Raw genomic sequence first — 16,704 nt, 5'->3', positions numbered from 1 at the left:
TCCAGGGGCCCTCCGGCCTGGGCACGTCCGCCTGCCGGCTCACATCCCGAGCTTCGCGCTGAGCCACGAGCGGGTCGCGGCGCGGTAGTCCCCGGCGTTGCGGTGCAGTGCCAGGGAATGCCCCGCGCCGGGGAGCACGTAGGTCTGCAACTGCGCTTCCGGGCGGTAGTAGGGGGACTCCTGGGCGCGCAGGCTCGCCGCGCTCGAACAGTCGCGCGCCGCCAGCAGCCCGCAGAACAGCACGTCCCGCGACCCGACGGCCTGCAGCACCGGCACGTCGATGCCGAGCGTGGCGGGCAGCACGATGCCGAACACCGCCACGGTGCCCATGCCCGGCACGGAGACCTGGTCCTTGGTCCGTTCGTCGGCGTCCACGACGAGCTGCTCGGCGTCGTCCGGCGCGTAGAACAGCCCGGCCCGCGCACCCGGCCGCGTCGTGAAGTAGAGCGGGTCGCTGCCGAGCTTCGCGAGCAGGTCGTCGAGGAACACCGGCTGGAGTCCCAGCGCCGCACCGAGAGCGAGCACCGGGACGGCGGGCAGGTGCGTCATCCCGGACAGCACCACCCCGTCGACGTCGTGGTAGGCCGAGGCTTCCGCGGCCACGATGCCCGACCCGACGGAGTGCCCGACGATGACGACCTTCTCGTACGCGGTGCCGCCGACCCGCCCGGCCCGCAGGTGCTGCACGACCTCGTGCATCGACCGCGCTTCCAGGGGGAGCAGCAGCGGCAGGCTCGGCGGCCGTGACGACGCGCCCGCGCCGAGCCGGTCGACGGCGAACGTCGCGAGGCCCTCGCGCGCCATGCTCCGCTGGTACGAGTACGACTCCGGCACGCCCGGCAGGTCCCAGTAGGCGCGGTTGTACGTGCCGCCGTGCACCAGCAGCTGGACCGACCGCGGGCTCGTCCCGGCCGGCTCGCAGAGCTGGCCGGAAACCGTCGCGGCACCGGCGGGACCGGACACCGGCAGCGTCACCGTGGAGCAGTCGACACCGGCGGCGTGGGCAGCGGGCGGCGGCCAGACCAGCGCCAGCACCGCGGCGAGAACGGGGAACAGCGTCGTGACGCCGGACATCACACCACCCTTTCGTGCGGCCCCGAACAACCTAGGGGTGACGCGGCGGCGGTGGCGAGCGGGTGCACACGAACGGACGCTCGGCGCAGCCGCGCGCCTGGCGCGCACGGATACGCTCAGCCGGTGAGCAGCGACCTCGGGTGGGTGCCTCCCGGCGTGGACACCACGGTGCCGTCACCGGCACGGGTGTACGACTACTGGCTCGGCGGCGGTCACAACTTCGCCCCCGACCGCGCTCTCGGCGAGAAGATCCTGCAGATCATGCCCGGTGTCCGCGACGCGGCCCGGATGAACAGGGCGTTCCTGCGCAGGGCCGCGCTGCACCTGCTCGACCGGGGCGTGCGGCAGTTCCTCGACATCGGCTCCGGCATCCCGACCGTGGGCAACCTGCACGAGATCGTGCAGGACGCGGCACCGGAGAGCCGGGTCGTCTACGTCGACCGCGACGCCGTGGCGGTCGCGCACAGCGAGATGATCCTCGCGGGCAACGCCCGCGCCGGCGTGGTGCAGGCCGACCTGCGCGACCTGGACGCGGTCTTCACCGCGAGCGCGACGTGCCGGCTGCTCGACCTCGACGAGCCGGTCGGCCTGTTCCTGTTGCTGGTGCTGCACTTCGTGCCCGACGAGTGGGACCCGGTGGCGATCGTCGGCGGCTACCGCGACCGGCTCGCGCCCGGCAGCTTCCTCGCGCTCTCGCACGCCTCCGCCGAGGCGAGGCCCGCCGGCATGGACGAGGCCGTGCGGACCTACAACGTGCGCAGCGACGCCAACCAGGCCTTCCCGCGCACGCACGACGGGGTGATGGCGTTCTTCGGCGGGTTCGACCTGGTGGAGCCGGGTCTCGTCGGCTGCCCGTCGTGGCGGCCGGACGGCGCGGGCGACTTCGCGGCCGACCCGGAGGTCAACGAGGTCCCGTTCGCGGGGGTCGCTGTCAAACCCTGACCGCCGACGGTCAGCCCGCGGTCAGCACCGCGCGGCACCTTGTGGGGGACACCGACCCACAGGGGGAACACCATGACGAACGTCCTGATCTCCGGCGCCAGCATCGGCGGCCCCGCGCTGGCGCACTGGCTGCGCCACCACGGTTTCGAGGTCACCGTCGTCGAGCGGGCGCGCGGCCTGCGCCCCGGCGGCCAGGCCATCGACGTGCGCGGCCCGGCGCTGGACGTCGTCGAGCGCATGGGCCTCGGCGAGCGGCTGCGGACGTGCAGCACCAACATGCGCGGCATGAACGTGGTCGACGCCGACGGCACCGAGCTGTTCAGCTCCACCACCCACACCATCAGCGGCGGAGACCTGTCGAGCCCCGACGTGGAGCTGCTGCGCGACGACCTCGCCAGGATGCTCTTCGACGTGACCGAGGGCGTCGAGTACCTGTTCGACGACACGATCACCGCGATCGACGGCACCCGCGTCACGTTCGAGAAGGCCGCCCCGCGCGACTTCGACCTCGTCGTGGGCGCGGACGGCCTGCACTCCACCGTCCGCCGCCTCGTCTTCGGGCTGGAGGAGCGGTTCATCTCGCACCTCGGCACGAACCTCGCGGTCTTCACCGCGCCGAACTTCCTCGGCCTCGACCACTGGCAGACGTTCCAGCAGGGCGACGTGATCGGCGGCGGCATCATGAGCGCCCGCGCGAACGCGGAATGCCGTGTCTACATGGGTTTCAGCGGCGTGACGGAGTTCGACCACCGCGACGTCGACGCGCAGAGGCGGCTGCTGGCCGAGAAGTTCGAGGGCGCCGGCTGGGTGTGGCCGACCGCGCTGAAGCACATGTGGGAGGCGCCGGACTTCCACTTCGACTCGATGAGCCAGATCCGCATGGACACCTGGTCGCGCGGCAACGTCGTGCTGCTGGGCGACGCGGGCTACTGCGGCTCCCCGCTGTCCGGCCAGGGCACCAGCATGGCGCTGGTCGGCGCGTACGTGCTGGCCGGCGAGCTGGCGAAGGACCCGACGACGGCGTTCGAGCGCTACGAGGAGGTCCTGCGGCCGTACGTGACGGCCAACCAGGACATGGCGCTGCGCAACCAGGAGAGCGGCGGCGCGCCGATCCCGGAGTTCGCCGAGATCGTGAACAGCCTCGACCTGCCCACGTACTGAACGGGGTCCGGCTCGTCGCGGCCGATGGCCCGGCTCACGGCCATTTGACTCCGGCCGACCGAACCCGCACGATCCAGAGGACAACAGCATCCGCACGCCGCGGGGGAAGCCGGTGCAACTCCGGCACTGACCCGCAACGGTGATAGTCCGATTGCCCGCGGCGCGCGGCAGCTCCACCACCCGTCGAGGACAGCGGGACAGGGAGGCGTAGTGATCAGGACATCCGCGCTGGTCGCGGTGGTCGCGGTCGCACTGGTGGCGACACCGCGGGCGCACGCGGCCGAGGTGTCGTCCGGCACGTGGCTGGTCAGCCAGTTCAGCGAGGGCGACCGGCTGCTGAGGTTCCCGGGCGACCCGGCGTCCGGCGATCCCGGGCTCACCGCCGACGGCGTCTACGCGCTGGCCGCGGCCAAGGCCGGCAAGCCGACCGCGACGAAGGCCGCCGCGTGGCTGGCCGCGTCGCCGCAGCTCGAGACGTTCGCCGGGGACGGCGAGGCCGAGTCGTACGTCGGCGGTCTCGCGAAGCTCGCGCTGGTCGCGCAGGCCATGGGCACGGACCCGGCGTCGTTCGGCGGGGTCGACCTGCTCGGGCGGCTCGGCGAGCTGCAGGAGGCGGACGGGCGGTTCCGCGACCGGACCGATCCGTCGTTCGACCAGACCAACGCGTTCACGCAGGCGCTCGCGATCATCGTGCTGCAGCGCGCCGGCCGCGACGTCGCGCGACCGGTGGCGTTCCAGGCCGCGGCGCAGTGCCCGGACGGCGGTTTCCCCATCGTGTTCGGCGAAGCGGCCTGCAAGTCCGATGTGGACGGAACCGCGCAGGTGCTGCAGGCGTTGCTGGCGGCGGGGGAGAAGACCGCGTCCGCCAAGGCGCTCGACTGGCTCGTGGCGCAGCAGCAGGCCGACGGCGGCTTCCAGGCGATGACCCCGCCGACGAACGCCAACACCACCGGTCTCGCGGTGGGCGCACTGGTCGCCGGTGGCCGCACGGCCGCGGCGGACAAGGCGGTGGCGTTCCTCGGGACCTTGGTCGTCGGGTGCACCGCACCGGAGAGCCGGCGTGGTGCGATCGCGTTCGACAGCTTGGGTTTCGATGCCGGAACGGTCGTGCGGTCGACGGTGCAGGGCGTGCTCGGGCTCGCACGGGTGAGCCTCGCCGAGGTGTCGGCGTCCTCGGCCACGGGCGGTGTGCCGGCGATCGACTGCACCACCACGCCGCCGTCGTCCGGCACCTCCGAACCGGCCCGGCCGCCGGCGCCGGCCGGACCCGAGCCGCCGGTCGCCCCGCCGGCGGACCCGCCGCTCGCGGCCACCGGGCCGGACCAGGCCGTGCCGTTGACGGTGTTCGGTTCCTCCGCGGTGCTCGCCGGCGCCGTGCTCCTCGTCGTGTCCCGTCGCCGGAAGGGTGGTGCGTGATGCGCCGCGTCCTCGCCGTCCTCGCCCTGCTGGCGAGCACGTTCGTCGTCACGTCCCCCGCCGCGGCCGACGCCTGTTCCGGCGTCGCGGTCGTCGTGGACTTCTCCGCGTTCGGCGGTGGCGTCCAGACCGGGTGCGCCGCGGGCGATCCCGCCTCCGGGCTGGCCGCGCTGACCGGCGCGGGCTTCACCTACTCGTTCGTGCCGCGCCAGCCCGGGTTCGTGTGCCGGGTCAACGCGCTGCCGAACCCGTGCACGGCGCCGACCACGAGCGCGTACTGGTCGTACTGGCACGGCACGCCCGGCGGCACCTGGAGCTACAGCACCTCGGGCGCCGGCAGCCACGACCCGGCGCCGGGCACGGTCGAGGGCTGGGCGTTCGGCCCCGGCACCGCTCCGGGCGCCACTCCGTGAGGAGGCTCTTCTTCGCACTGGCACTGGTGATCGCACTCGCACCGGTGCCAGTGCGGGCCGCGGGATGTGACGGCGTGACCGTCGTCGTCGACTACCGCGGCCTCGGGGGCGGCGTGCAGCAGGGCTGCGCGCCGGGCAGTCCGGCCTCGGGGGTCGCGGCGCTCACCGCGGCCGGGTTCGGCTACACCTACGCGTCCCGCCAGCCGGGATTCGTCTGCCGCATCAACGCGAAACCGGGCGCGGATGCGGACAGGTGCGTCACCGCCTCCCCCGCCACGGCCTACTGGTCGTACTGGCACGCGCCGGCCGGTGGGGCGTGGTCGTACAGCAACCAGGGGGCGGCGACGTTCGCACCGGCCCGTGGCACGGTCGAGGGCTGGGCGTTCGGCGCGGGGGAGCAGCCAGGCATCGCCCCGCCCGCGGCTGCGGTACCCCCGCAGCCCGCACCGCCGCAGGTTCCCGCACCCCCACCGCCTCCCGCCGGGCAGCCGCCGGTCGCCCAGCCGCCCGCCGGCACGACCACCACGACCACGACCACCGCGCCGCCGTCCTCCCCGGCGGCTCTGGCGACGACCTCGGAGCCGGCCCCGTCATCCCGGTCCACGACGGCCGAGTCGCCGGCCGTCGTGGCCGGGACAGCGCCGCAGGCCGAGGAGAAATCCGGTTCCGGCACGCTCTGGACGGTGCTCGGCGCACTGGCGATCGCCGCGCTCGCGGTCGCGGGACTGCTCGTCGCACGGCGGCGGCGCGGCGCGGACGAGTGAGGCCGCACTCCGGCGCGTGGTGGCTGTGGGCCCTCGGCCTCGCCACCGCCGCCAGCCGCACGACCAACCCGTTGCTGCTGGGCCTCGTCCTGGCCGTGGCGGGCGTGGTCGTCGTGACGTGCCGGGCGAACACGCCGTGGGCCGGGACCTATGGCGTGTTCCTCAAGTTCGGCCTGCTGGTCATCGGTCTGCGCGTGGTGCTGCACGTGGTCCTCGGCGGCATCGCGGGTCCCACGGTCCTGGTCACGCTGCCGCAGGTCCCGTTGCCGGACTGGGCGCAGGGCATCCGCGTCGGCGGCCCGGTCAGCGCGGAGGGCCTGGTCTTCGCGCTGTACCAGGGACTGCTCCTCGCGACGATCCTGAGCTGCGTCGGCGCCGCCAACGCCCTCGCCAACCCGAAGCGACTGCTCCGCTCGCTGCCGGCCGCGCTGTACGAGGTGAGCGTGGCCGTCGTGGTGGCCCTGACGGTCGCGCCCCAGCTGGTCGCGTCCGCGCGGTCGGTGCGGCGGGCGCGGCAGCTCCGCGGTGACACGGCCCGGGGCGCGCGAGCGATCCGCACGATGCTGGTGCCGGTGCTGGAGGACGCGCTCGACCGGTCGCTGGTGCTCGCCGCGTCGATGGACTCGCGTGGATACGGCCGCACGGCAGGAGTTTCACGCAGGGACCGGGCGCTGACCGGCGCTCTGGTGCTGGCGGGGCTCTTCGGGTTCTGCCTCGGCACGTACGGGCTGCTCGCCGACGCCTACTCCGGCTGGCCACTGCTCGCGCTCGGGGGTGTGCTGGCGATCGCCGGGCTGCGGGTCGGCGCACGCCGGGTGCCGCGCACGCGCTACCGGCCGGACCGCTGGACGCCGCGGGCGGTCGCGGTGGCGGCGAGCGGTGTGGCGGGGGCGGTCGTGCTGGTGTTCTCGGGGGACCCGGCGCTGTCGCCGCCGACCGTGCCGCTGACCGCGCCGGAGCTGCCGCTGCTCCCGGCGCTCGGAGTCCTCGTGGCGTTGCTGCCGCTCGCGTTGGTGAGGGAGACATGATCCGGTTCGAGGACGTCACGATCACCTACGCCGGGCGGCCGGTGCTCAGCCACCTCCGCGTGGAGGTCCCCGAGGGGGAGCTGTGCCTGGTCGTCGGCCGCACCGGCGCCGGCAAGTCGACGTTCCTGCGCGCGGTCAACGGCCTCGTGCCGCACTTCAGCGGCGGCACCCTCGCCGGGCGCGTGCTGGTCGACGGCCGCGACACGGCGGAGTTCCCGCCGCGCGAGCTCGCCGACGTGGTCGGGTTCGTCGGCCAGGACCCGGTCGCGGGCTTCGTCGCGGACAACGTCGAGGACGAGCTCGCCTACTCGATGGAGTCGCTGGGCCTGCCGAACGACGTGATGCGCAAGCGCGTCGAGGAAACCCTCGACCTGCTCGGCCTCGCGGCGCTGCGCCACCGTCCACTCGCGACACTGTCCGGCGGGCAGCAGCAACGCGTCGCGATCGGTGCCGCTCTCACCGCGCACCCGAGGGTCCTCGTCCTCGACGAGCCCACGTCGGCCCTCGACCCCGGCGCCGCCGAGGACGTTCTTGCTGCAGTGCAACGACTTGTGCACGACCTCGGCATGACGGTCCTGATCGCCGAGCACCGCCTGGAACGCGTCGCGCAGTACGCCGACCGCGCACTCCTGCTGCCCGAAGGCGTGCTCGGCGACGTCGGCGAGGTGCTCGCCTCGGCCCCGGTCGCGCCGCCCGTCGTGCGGCTCGCGCGACTGGCCGGGTGGTCGCCGGTGCCGGTCTCGGTCCGCGACGCGCGCCGGGTCGCGGCACCACTGCGCGCGACGCTCACCGAACCCCCGGCCGAGGTCGCCGTCATCACCGAACCCCTGCTGTCGGCCAAGGACGTCGTCGTGCGGTACGGCGACGTCCAGGCCGTGCGCGGGGTGTCGCTCACGGTCGGCGCCGGCGAACGGGTCGCGGTGATGGGCCGCAACGGTTCCGGCAAGTCGTCGCTGCTGTGGGCGGTGCAGGGCAGCGGCAAGCGCATGTCCGGCACCGTCGACGTCCACGGCGCCGACCCGAAGGCGCTGAAGCCCGCGGAACGCCGGAAGACCGTCGCGCTGGTCCCGCAGCAACCCGCCGACCTGCTCTACCTGGAGACCGTCGCGCAGGAGTGCGCGCAGGCCGACCAGGAGACCGGCCGCCCGCCGGGGACCTGCCGGACTGTGCTGGACGGCCTGGCGAACGTCGCCGGCGACGCCCACCCGCGCGATCTCTCGGAGGGCCAACGGCTCGCGCTCGTGCTCGCGGTGATGCTGACCGCCGCCCCCGGCGTGCTGCTGCTCGACGAACCGACGCGGGGCCTCGACCACCCGGCGAAGGAAGCCCTCGTCGCCACCCTGAAGGACCTCGGCAGCGCGATCGTCCTCGCCACGCACGACGTCGAGTTCGTCGCCGAGTACGCGACGCGCGTGGTCGTGATGGCGGAGGGCGAGATCGTCGCGGACGGCCCGGCTCGCGAGGTCGTCACGTCGTCGCCGATCTTCGCGCCGCAGGTGAGCAAGGTCCTCGGGCCGTGGCTGACGGTCGCCGACGTGGAGGCGGCACGGTGATCGCGATCCGCACGCGGTCCGCCGTCGCGCTGGCGGTGTCCGGCGTGATCGGGCTGGCGGCGTTCACGTGGCCGCTGTTCGTGGCTCCGTCGAGCGACATCGCGCACGGCGGCGACGCGCCGTGGACGTTCGCACTGCTGCTCCCGCTCGTGCTGGCCGTGGTGCTGGCGGAGCTGAGCGACAACGGCATGGACTCCAGGGCCGTCGCGATGCTCGGCGTGCTGTCCGCGCTCGGCGCCGCGATCCGGCCGCTCGGCGCGGGCACGGCGGGCATCGAGACGGTCTTCTTCCTGATGGTGCTGGGCGGCAGGGTGTTCGGGCCGGGCTTCGGGTTCGTGCTGGGCAACACCACCCTGTTCGCCTCCGCCCTGCTCACCGGCGGCGTCGGCCCGTGGCTGCCGTACCAGATGCTCGGCGCGGCCTGGGTCGCGCTCGGCGCGGGGGTGCTGCCGCGGTGGCGCGGGAAGGCCGAGATCGCGCTGCTCGCGGTCTACGGGGTCGTCAGCTCGCTGGTCTACGGGTTCCTGCTCAACCTGTCGTTCTGGCCGTTCGCCGTCGGCGAGGGCACGTCGGTGAGCTTCGACCCGGACGCGTCGGCGGGCGCGAACCTCGTGAAGCTGGCGGCGTTCACGCTCGCCACCTCGCTCGGGTGGGACCTCGGCCGGGCGGTCACGACCGCGCTGCTGGTCGTCGTGACGGGTCCCGTCCTGCTGCGCACGCTGCGGCGGGCCTCGCGCAAGGCGTCCTTCCTTCCGGGGTGATTGGCTCAGACCATTGACGGCAAACGGGAGGAATGGCCAGGCTGGACCTCGGGCCGCCGCCCCCGACTCGTGAAGGAGGAGTCGTGAGAACTCGGGTTCTCGCCGTGGTCGTCGCCGTGACCGCCGCGCTCTCCGTGAGCGCGCAGTCGCAGGCCGCGGAACCGCTGCAGAGTCTGGTCCCGGTACCGGTCTCGGTCCAGGCCAGGTCCGGCGTCACGCACACCCTGACGACCGGCACCAGGATCCACACCGCCCCTGCCGCACGCGACGTCGGGAACTTCCTGGCGGGCGTGCTGCGACCGTCCACCGGCTACCCGCTGCCGGTGTCGGACGCGACCGGCACACCGTCCGACGGCATCTCGTTGTTGCTCTCGGGCGCGCCGGGCACCGTCGGCCGGCAGGGCTACCAGCTCGACGTGGCCGCGAGCTCGATCGTGGTGCGCGCCAACACCTCCGAGGGTCTTTTCGCAGGCGTGCAGACGCTGCGGCAACTGCTGCCCGCGGCCGTCGAGAGCACGACCGCGCAGCCAGGTCCGTGGACGGTGCCGGGCGCGCTGATCGTCGACTACCCGCGCTTCTCGTACCGCGCGTCGATGCTGGACGTGGCCCGCCACTTCCACCCGGTCGCCTCGGTCAAGCGGTACGTCGACCAGCTCGCGCTCTACAAGATCAACTACTTCCACCTGCACCTGAGCGACGACCAGGGCTGGCGCATCCAGGTCGACAGCTGGCCGCGCCTCACGACCCACGGCGGCAGCACGCAGGTCGGCGGCGGTGCCGGCGGGTACTTCACCAAGGCGCAGTACAGCGAGATCGTGCAGTACGCGGCCTCCCGCAAGATCACGGTGATCCCCGAGATCGACATGCCGGGCCACACCAACGCGGCCCTCGCGTCGTACGCGGAGCTCAACTGCGACGGGCAGGCCCCGCCGCTGCGCACGGACATCGAGGTCGGCTACTCCTCGCTGTGCGTGTCCAAGGAGATCACCTACCAGTTCGTCGACGACGTGGTGCGCGAGATCGCGGCCCTCACGCCCGGCCCGTACTTCCACCTCGGCGGCGACGAGGCGCACTCGACCTCCGAGGCGGACTACCAGACGTTCATGAGCCGCGTGCTGCCGATCGTGAAGAAGTACGGCAAGACCGCCGTCGGCTGGCACGAGTTCGTGAAGACCACGACCGACACCACCACGATCCCGCAGTACTGGGGCACCACGACATCCAACGCCGTGGTGCAGGCAGCGGCGGCGCGGGGCAACAAGGTCATCATGTCGCCCGCGAACAAGGCGTACATCGACCAGAAGTACAACTCCGGCACACCGCTGGGCCTGTCGTGGGCCGGTCTCATCGAGGTCCAGGACGCCTACGGCTGGAACCCCGGCACTCACCTGAGCGGCGTCCCCGAGTCGTCGGTGCTCGGCGTCGAGGCCCCGCTGTGGACGGAGACGCTGGTGACCTCGCGCGACATCGAGTTCATGGCGTTCCCGCGGCTCGCCGGGCACGCCGAGCTCGGCTGGTCGCCGTGGTCGACGCACAACTGGGACCAGTTCAGGGTGCGCCTGGGCAACCAGGCCCCGCGCTGGACGACCATGGGCATCAACTTCTACCGGTCGCCGCAGGTCCCGTGGGACACCGGCGGCCCGCCGCCCGGTCCGTGCACCCAGCCCGCGTGGGAGCGGTCGAAGGTCTACAACGGTGGTGACGCGGTCTCGCACAACGGCCACAGGTGGACCGCGAAGTGGTGGACGCAGGGCGAGGAGCCCGGCACCACCGGCCAGTGGGGCGTCTGGCGCGACGACGGCGCGTGCTGATCCGATGATCTTTCGGGGGCGGACGAATACCGTCCGCCCCCGCGGGGTATCAGATTGTCGTGGATGCCCGAGTTGCCGTATTTGCCCCGTCCCCTCAACTGACCGTCACCGTCGAGGACCTCGACGGTGAGCCCGACGTCCACCTGCACGCCGGAGGCCAGGGCTTCTGGCAGTCCAGGATGATCGCGGCGCTGGGTGTGGAAGCCGTCGTCTGCGCGACGTTCGGCGGCGAGACCGGCCGCGTCCTGAAGACGTTGCTGGAAGGCGAGCACGTCGACCTGCGCGCACGGGACGTCTCCGCGCGCAACGGCGCCTACGTGCACGACCGCCGCGACGGCAGCCGTGACGAGATGGTCGAGATGCTGCCCGACGCGCTGTCCCGGCACGAGCTCGACGACGTGTACGAGTCGGCGTTGCTGGAGGGCATCCGCGCGGGCACGGCGGTGCTCAGCGGGCCGTCCGACGACCGCGTACTGCCGCACGAGACGTACTTCCGCCTCACCTCGGACCTGACGAACAACGGCTGCCGCGTGATCGTCGACCTGGCCGGCGACCGGCTGGCCGAGGCCGTGCGCGGCGGCCCGCACGTCGTGAAGGTCTCGCACGAGGAGCTCGGCGAGGACGACCTCTCCAAGCTCGTCCAGAAGGCCCGGGAGATCGCCTCGTCGTGCGTGCACGGCGTGGTCGTCTCCCGCGCGGACGAACCGGCGCTGGCGTTGCTGGAGGACGAGCTCTACCTCGTGCGGATGCCGAAGCTGGAGCCCGTCGACACGCGCGGCGCCGGCGACTCCATGACCGCGGGGATTTCGGCGGGCCTCGCACTGGGTATGTCGTTGACGGACGCGGTGAAGCTCGGCGCGGCGGCGGGCGCGGTGAACGTGACCCGGCACGGCCTCGGCAGCGGCGGGGGAGAGGCCGTGCGCGAGCTGAGCAAGCGCGTGGAACTGGAGCCGATCGAGGAATGAGCGGATGCGGGCGCTGATCACGAACGACGACGGAATCGACTCACCCGGCCTGCTGGCGCTCGCGCTGGCGGCCGTGGACCGCGGGCTCGACGTGGTGGTCGCCGCGCCGTCGGTCCAGGCCAGCGGCACCAGCGCGTCGGTGGCGGCGGTCGGTGACACCGGCAGGGTGGTCAGCGAACGCCGCACCCTGCCCGGTCTGGACGCGGACGCCTACGCCGTCGCGGCGCACCCCGGCCTGATCTCGCTGATCGCGTGCCGGGGCGGCTTCGGCGGCAAGCCCGACGTGGTGCTGTCCGGGGTGAACCTCGGCGCGAACGTGGGCCGCGCGGTCCTGCACTCCGGCACCGTCGGAGCGGCGCTGACGGCCCAGCTCAACGACGTGACGGCGATGGCCGTCTCGCTCGACGTCGGGTTGGACGGTCCCGAACCGCTGTGGGACAAGGCAGGTGAGGCCGTGCGCGCCGTGCTGCCGCTGCTGCTCGACTCGGCACCCGCGACGGTGCTGTCGCTGAACGTGCCGAACGTCGTCGACGTGCAAGGGCTCCGCTGGGCGGAGCTGGCGCGCTTCGGCACCGTGCAGAGCCGGGTGGACGACGTGGGCGAGAACGAGGTCGAGGTGGTCCACGTCTACTCGGAGGACGAACCGGACCCCGGCACGGACGCGGCGCTGCTCGCCGCCGGCTACGCGACGCTGACGTCGCTGCTGTCCGTGGGCGCCGCGTCTACTCCGGAGCTGCCTTTGCCGGCCTGGCCAGCGTGATCAGCAGCCCGATCAACGCGGTGCGCACCTCGAGGAACCCCTCGGCGGTCACGTCGTCGAGGGAGAGGGCCGAGATCCCGAACCCCAGCAGCAGCAACAGCCCGTACATCCGCGCGGTGTCGAGGCGCCACGCCATCACCACGCCCAAGACCCCGACGCCGATCTGGACGACGTGGTAGTCCGGATCCAGTCCGAACAGGTCGAGCCATCCGAAAGCCAGTTGCAGCACCCCGGCTGTCAGCGTGAGCACCTGTGGCCTCGTGAACCGGAACTGGTCGCTCACCAAGGCCATGAGTGGTCCTACCCTTCGGATCGCCGCCACACCGCGTCGTACTTCGCCTGCTTCTCGCGGTCCCGCACGGCGTTGCGCTCCCGCCGGCCGGCGGTGGCGGAACCCCTGGGGTACCCGTACTTCGTCAGCCGGTGGTCCACGCTCTCGGGTGCGTAGGACAACGCGAAGTACAGTCCCACGACGAAACCGAGCGCACCGCACGCGATCGCCAGCGGCCACGGAGATCCGAGCCCGAACACGAGCGCGAGCGCGATGGCCGCCGTCAACGGCGTGACCTGCACCAGACTTCGCACCGTGAAGCGCAGCAACCACTTCGGACCGGTCACGTCGTCGTAGACGTACTGCCGGTACTCCTGCGGCAGCCGGCCACCCGCGTAGTACCAGGCCTTCAGCGCGGGGTTCACCGCGTCGCCTTCGCGATCACCTTGTGCAGCACCTGGTTCAGCTGCGCCAGTTCCTCGAACGTCATGTCCAGCTGCTCCACGACCTTGAAGGGGATCTTCAGCGCCTCCGTCCTGAGCGCCTGCCCCTGGTCGGTCAGGGTCAGCGCCAGTGCCCGCTCGTCGCTCCTGTCCCGCTGCCGCTCGACGTACCCGACGGCCTCCAGCCGCTTGAGCAGCGGGCTGAGGGTGCCGGGGTCGAGCTGCAGGACGGAGCTCAGGTCCTTCACCGTGCGCGGCGACCGCTCCCACAGGGCCAGCATCACCAGGTACTGGGGATGCGTGAGGTTCAACGGCTCCAGGATGGGCCGGTAGACCGCGATGACGGTCCTGGATGCCACGGCCAGGGCGAAGCAAACCTGGCGCTCGAGTTCGAGCGGGTTTTCCGGAACGCTTGGTGTGCCAATCATTGGTGCACACACTATCTCGTCCGCGCCCCGGGAGCCACCGGGTGTGGCGCAGTGCTCACCCCCAGGGGCTCACCGCAGTGCTCACCCCGGGGCTCACCCGAGGGCGGCGGCCAGCACCTCCGCCGTCACGGCCGCGCCCGCGGCGGTCATCACCGTGCCGCCGTGGTCGACCTCGTTGATCAGCACCGGCTCGTGCAGCACCCCGAGCTCCGCGGCGAAGGAGGCGGCCTGCTCGACGGTGTAGGCGGGCGCCGAGTCCGGGCCGGTGCTCCACTCCGCGTGCACGAACCACGTCGGCACGGCCAGTTCCCGCCAGCGCGACGGGCCGAAGACCACGTCGCGCGCGTCGGCCAGCAGGGTGTCGGCGGACGGCCTGAGCTGCCCGTCCGGCGCCAGGTCGTGCGCGTAGCACTCGCGGGTCAGCGGGTCGGTGACGTCGGTCAGCGGGTTCAGGGTCGCGCGCATGGAGAGGTATTCGTCGAACGACCACGTGCGTTGGCGTGCGGCGATCTGAGGGGCCATCGCCGCTGTGAACATTTCTTCGGTCAGTTGGGCGTGTGCGGCCATGGGCAAGCCGCCGTCCACCAGGACGAGCGCGCGCACCCGGTCCTGATAGCGCACGGCCAGGTCCACGGCCACGTAGCCGCCCATGGACATGCCCGCCACGGTCACCGCGTCCAGTTCCAGGGCGTCCAGCACGCGGACCATGTCGTCGGCGTGCCGGCCGATCGTGGTGCCGGGCACGTCCGCGCTGTCGCCCCGGCCGCGCAGGTCCGGGGTGACGAGCGTGAGGTCGTGGGCGGCCACCCGGTTCCACAGCTTGCGGCTGCTGCTGATGCCGTGGATGGCCAGCACGGGTGCCGTGGCGCCCTCGTGGACCTCGACGGCCAGGTCGCCGCCTTCTACCGGTACGCGCATGAGCGTCTCCTAAGCCTTGCCGGGGTTGAACAGGCCGAGCGGGTCGAGGGCCTGCTTCACCGACCGCTGGACCGCGTGGGCGGCGGGGCCGAGCTCGCGGATCATGCCGTCGCGCTTGAGCAGGCCCACGCCGTGCTCGCCGGTGACGGTGCCGCCCAGTTCCAGGGCCTGGCCGATGATGTCGTCGAACGCCGCCTGCGCCGCGATGCGCGCGGTGTCGTCGCCGGGCGGGGTGATCAGCAACGGGTGCAGGTTGCCGTCGCCCGCGTGCGCGATCGTGGCGATGCGCACCCCGTGGCGCGCGCCGATCTCCTCGATGCGGGCCAGCATCGCGGGCACCGCCGAGCGCGGGACGCACACGTCCTCGGTGAGCAGCGGCCCCAGCCGTTCCAGGGCGGGGTAGGTGAGGCGGCGCGCTGCGAAGAGGGCCTCGGCCTCGACCGAGTCGGTCGAGCGCTCCGTCCAGACGGCGCCCGCGTCGGTGAAGGCGGCGGCCAGGCCGTCGGCGTCCGGGGAGGTCTCGGCCCTGGCCAGCAGCATCGCCTCGGTGTCCGGCTCGATGCCGAGGTGCTTCCAGTCCTCGACGGCCTGCAGGCACGCGCGGTCGACGAGTTCCAGCGCGGCCGGTTGCAGGCCGCGGCTGGTGCACAGGGCGACGGCCCGCCCGGCGGCGACGAGGCTCGGGAAGGCGCCGACCACGGTCGCGGACGGCGGCGGTGCCGGGCGCAGGCGCAGGGTGATCTCCGTGACGACGCCGAGCGTGCCCTCGGAGCCGACGACCAGGCCGGTCAGGTCGTAGCCCGCGACACCCTTGGTGGTGCGGCGGCCGAGCCTCACCGCGGTGCCGTACTCGACCGGGCCGCCCATCACGACCTCCAGCCCCAGCACGTAGTCGCGCGTGACGCCGTACTTGAGGCAGCAGAGGCCGCCCGCGTTGGTGGAGACGTTGCCGCCGATCGTCGACCACGGCGAGCTGGCCGGATCCGGCGGGTACCAGAGCCCGAGCTCGGCGACGGCCTTCTTCAGGTCGTCGTTCACGACGCCCGGCTGCACGACCGCGAGCAGGTTCTCCCGGTCGATCTCGAGGATCCGGTTCATCCGGCTGAGGTCGAGGACCAGGCAGCCGTCCACGGCGTTGGCGCCACCGGACAACCCGGTGCCCGCGCCCCGCGGCACGATCGGCGTGGCGCTTTCCGCACAGGCCCGCACCGCCCGCTGGACGTCCTCCGTGGACTCCGGGCGGAGCGCGGCGAACGGCGTGCCCGCCGGCGCCCACTCGGCCTCGTCGTGGCTCAGTCCCGCCAGCGTGTCCGGGTCGGTGATCAGGTTCGGGAGCTTCATGGACGCTCCAAAGCGCCGTGGGCGGCCTTGTGCGCCACCCGTTCCAGTTGGGCGCCCCAGTCCTCGGGCGTGGTGTCCGCGTGGACCGGCACGGCGCCGAAGCCCGCCACCGCGAACCGCGCGAAGAGGACCAGGTCGAAGGCCTGGGCGGGGGAGGCGAGCGGGGGTGTGAGGATCGTGGCGATCTGCAGCGCGCCGGCGTCGAGCTCCTGGGTGCCGGTCGCGATGAGGTCCGGCTCCCGCACGATCACCGCCCGGCGGCCCAGCTCCAGCGACCACTGCTCCGGCGTGATCGTGCCGATGGCCGTGCGCACGGCCTCCACCAGCGCCGTGACGGGGTCCGGTCCGGGGGTCAGGGCGCGGACGATGCGGCTGAGGAACGCGTCGTACCAGAAGATCGCGGCCTTGGAGCCGAACGTGCGGAACAGCGTGCGTTCGGAGAGCCCCGCCCGGTCGGCGATCGCCTTGGTCGAGGTGGCGGCGAAGCCCTGGTCGAGGCACAGGGCGATGGCCGCCTCCTGGAGGGCGAGGCGGGTGCGCAGGTCCTTCGCGGCGCGGGTGGTCAGCGTTTCCACGCAGCCACGCTAACCCAAGCTGTCAGTTACTGCCAGATTTGGCGTCAGCAAGTGTCAGATTTTTGGAGCGCCTCAGTGCC

The 16,704-nt window shown here is 72.7% G+C and carries 18 protein-coding genes and 1 riboswitch; of the genes, 11 read left to right on the top strand and 7 right to left on the bottom strand.

Going from position 1 to position 16,704, the window contains the following annotated elements; translation table 11 throughout:
- Positions 1–39 precede the first annotated feature (39 nt).
- Positions 40–1,074: an alpha/beta hydrolase gene (locus ACFWGZ_RS29630; RefSeq protein WP_382454870.1), complete on the bottom strand. Its 1,035-nt coding sequence runs from the start codon at positions 1,072–1,074 to the stop codon at positions 40–42.
- Between the two features lie 123 nt (positions 1,075–1,197).
- On the opposite strand from ACFWGZ_RS29630, the gene ACFWGZ_RS29625 reads away from it, so the two are divergent.
- From ACFWGZ_RS29625 to surE, 11 genes are all read left to right on the top strand, one after another.
- A complete protein-coding gene (locus ACFWGZ_RS29625; RefSeq protein WP_382454869.1) occupies positions 1,198–2,016 on the top strand; it encodes an SAM-dependent methyltransferase in 819 nt (272 codons plus the stop codon).
- Between the two features lie 72 nt (positions 2,017–2,088).
- Positions 2,089–3,177 carry an FAD-dependent monooxygenase gene (locus ACFWGZ_RS29620; protein WP_382454868.1) on the top strand — a complete coding sequence of 363 codons (1,089 nt, stop codon included), beginning with the start codon at positions 2,089–2,091 and terminating at the stop codon, positions 3,175–3,177.
- An 80-nt stretch (positions 3,178–3,257) separates the two neighbouring features.
- Positions 3,258–3,355, top strand: a riboswitch (cobalamin riboswitch).
- 32 nt (positions 3,356–3,387) lie between these two features.
- On the top strand, positions 3,388–4,593 hold the full coding sequence (locus ACFWGZ_RS29615) for an LPXTG cell wall anchor domain-containing protein (protein ID WP_382454867.1): 1,206 nt from the start codon (positions 3,388–3,390) through the stop codon (positions 4,591–4,593).
- A complete protein-coding gene (locus tag ACFWGZ_RS29610) occupies positions 4,593–5,006 on the top strand; it encodes a hypothetical protein (RefSeq protein WP_382454866.1) in 414 nt (137 codons plus the stop codon). The genes ACFWGZ_RS29615 and ACFWGZ_RS29610 overlap by 1 nt, the downstream gene beginning before the upstream one ends.
- 74 nt (positions 5,007–5,080) lie before the next feature.
- Positions 5,081–5,770: a hypothetical protein gene (locus ACFWGZ_RS29605; RefSeq protein ID WP_382454865.1), complete on the top strand. Its 690-nt coding sequence runs from the start codon at positions 5,081–5,083 to the stop codon at positions 5,768–5,770.
- Positions 5,767–6,798 carry a CbiQ family ECF transporter T component gene (locus ACFWGZ_RS29600; protein WP_382454864.1) on the top strand — a complete coding sequence of 344 codons (1,032 nt, stop codon included), beginning with the start codon at positions 5,767–5,769 and terminating at the stop codon, positions 6,796–6,798. The genes ACFWGZ_RS29605 and ACFWGZ_RS29600 overlap by 4 nt, the downstream gene beginning before the upstream one ends.
- On the top strand, positions 6,795–8,351 hold the full coding sequence (locus tag ACFWGZ_RS29595) for an ABC transporter ATP-binding protein (protein ID WP_382454863.1): 1,557 nt from the start codon (positions 6,795–6,797) through the stop codon (positions 8,349–8,351). Before ACFWGZ_RS29600 ends, ACFWGZ_RS29595 begins: the two co-directional genes overlap by 4 nt.
- Positions 8,315–9,112, top strand: coding sequence for an ECF transporter S component (locus ACFWGZ_RS29590; protein WP_382454862.1), 798 nt, complete (start codon positions 8,315–8,317; stop codon positions 9,110–9,112). Before ACFWGZ_RS29595 ends, ACFWGZ_RS29590 begins: the two co-directional genes overlap by 37 nt.
- Before the next feature lie 32 nt (positions 9,113–9,144).
- The gene (locus ACFWGZ_RS29585) at positions 9,145–10,923 is read left to right on the top strand and encodes a family 20 glycosylhydrolase (protein ID WP_382454861.1); all 1,779 of its coding nucleotides are present in this window, start codon (positions 9,145–9,147) and stop codon (positions 10,921–10,923) included.
- Between the two features lie 59 nt (positions 10,924–10,982).
- Entirely contained in the window at positions 10,983–11,888 is a 906-nt protein-coding gene (locus ACFWGZ_RS29580) for a 1-phosphofructokinase family hexose kinase (RefSeq protein ID WP_382454860.1), read from the top strand.
- 4 nt (positions 11,889–11,892) lie between these two features.
- A complete protein-coding gene (gene surE / locus ACFWGZ_RS29575) occupies positions 11,893–12,648 on the top strand; it encodes a 5'/3'-nucleotidase SurE (protein WP_382454859.1) in 756 nt (251 codons plus the stop codon).
- Here the strand turns inward: surE and ACFWGZ_RS29570 are convergent.
- From ACFWGZ_RS29570 to ACFWGZ_RS29545, 6 genes are all read right to left on the bottom strand, one after another.
- Complete coding sequence (locus tag ACFWGZ_RS29570; protein ID WP_382454858.1) at positions 12,611–12,940, bottom strand: hypothetical protein; 330 nt, start codon at positions 12,938–12,940, stop codon at positions 12,611–12,613. The genes surE and ACFWGZ_RS29570 overlap by 38 nt on opposite strands.
- 8 nt (positions 12,941–12,948) lie before the next feature.
- Positions 12,949–13,344, bottom strand: a complete 396-nt coding sequence (locus tag ACFWGZ_RS29565; RefSeq protein ID WP_382454857.1) for a DUF5313 family protein — start codon at positions 13,342–13,344, stop codon at positions 12,949–12,951.
- Positions 13,341–13,790 (bottom strand): MarR family winged helix-turn-helix transcriptional regulator, encoded by a 450-nt coding sequence (locus ACFWGZ_RS29560; protein ID WP_382454856.1) that lies wholly within the window; start codon positions 13,788–13,790, stop codon positions 13,341–13,343. The genes ACFWGZ_RS29565 and ACFWGZ_RS29560 overlap by 4 nt, the downstream gene beginning before the upstream one ends.
- A 93-nt stretch (positions 13,791–13,883) precedes the next feature.
- Positions 13,884–14,708, bottom strand: a complete 825-nt coding sequence (locus ACFWGZ_RS29555) for an alpha/beta fold hydrolase (protein WP_382454855.1) — start codon at positions 14,706–14,708, stop codon at positions 13,884–13,886.
- Between the two features lie 9 nt (positions 14,709–14,717).
- On the bottom strand, positions 14,718–16,049 hold the full coding sequence (locus ACFWGZ_RS29550) for an FAD-binding oxidoreductase (protein WP_382454854.1): 1,332 nt from the start codon (positions 16,047–16,049) through the stop codon (positions 14,718–14,720).
- On the bottom strand, positions 16,046–16,624 hold the full coding sequence (locus ACFWGZ_RS29545; RefSeq protein ID WP_382454853.1) for a TetR/AcrR family transcriptional regulator: 579 nt from the start codon (positions 16,622–16,624) through the stop codon (positions 16,046–16,048). The genes ACFWGZ_RS29550 and ACFWGZ_RS29545 overlap by 4 nt, the downstream gene beginning before the upstream one ends.
- Positions 16,625–16,704: the final 80 nt, after the last annotated feature.

This window comes from Lentzea sp. NPDC060358 (assembly GCF_042725365.1).
In the GTDB taxonomy this organism is placed as follows: Bacteria; Actinomycetota; Actinomycetes; order Mycobacteriales; family Pseudonocardiaceae; genus Lentzea.
Note: the sequence above shows the minus strand (reverse complement) of the source record. Positions and strands in the feature narration are given on the sequence as shown.

Coding starts and splice junctions, on each gene's coding strand:
- ACFWGZ_RS29610 (WP_382454866.1), top strand. CDS start 4,593: ATGCGCCGCGTCCTCGCCGTCCTCGCCCTGCTGGCGAGCACGTTCGTC.
- ACFWGZ_RS29595 (WP_382454863.1), top strand. CDS start 6,795: ATGATCCGGTTCGAGGACGTCACGATCACCTACGCCGGGCGGCCGGTG.
- ACFWGZ_RS29630 (WP_382454870.1), bottom strand. CDS start 1,074: ATGTCCGGCGTCACGACGCTGTTCCCCGTTCTCGCCGCGGTGCTGGCG.
- ACFWGZ_RS29585 (WP_382454861.1), top strand. CDS start 9,145: ATGGCCAGGCTGGACCTCGGGCCGCCGCCCCCGACTCGTGAAGGAGGA.
- ACFWGZ_RS29560 (WP_382454856.1), bottom strand. CDS start 13,790: ATGATTGGCACACCAAGCGTTCCGGAAAACCCGCTCGAACTCGAGCGC.
- ACFWGZ_RS29550 (WP_382454854.1), bottom strand. CDS start 16,049: ATGAAGCTCCCGAACCTGATCACCGACCCGGACACGCTGGCGGGACTG.
- surE (WP_382454859.1), top strand. CDS start 11,893: ATGCGGGCGCTGATCACGAACGACGACGGAATCGACTCACCCGGCCTG.
- ACFWGZ_RS29570 (WP_382454858.1), bottom strand. CDS start 12,940: ATGGCCTTGGTGAGCGACCAGTTCCGGTTCACGAGGCCACAGGTGCTC.
- ACFWGZ_RS29555 (WP_382454855.1), bottom strand. CDS start 14,708: ATGCGCGTACCGGTAGAAGGCGGCGACCTGGCCGTCGAGGTCCACGAG.
- ACFWGZ_RS29620 (WP_382454868.1), top strand. CDS start 2,089: ATGACGAACGTCCTGATCTCCGGCGCCAGCATCGGCGGCCCCGCGCTG.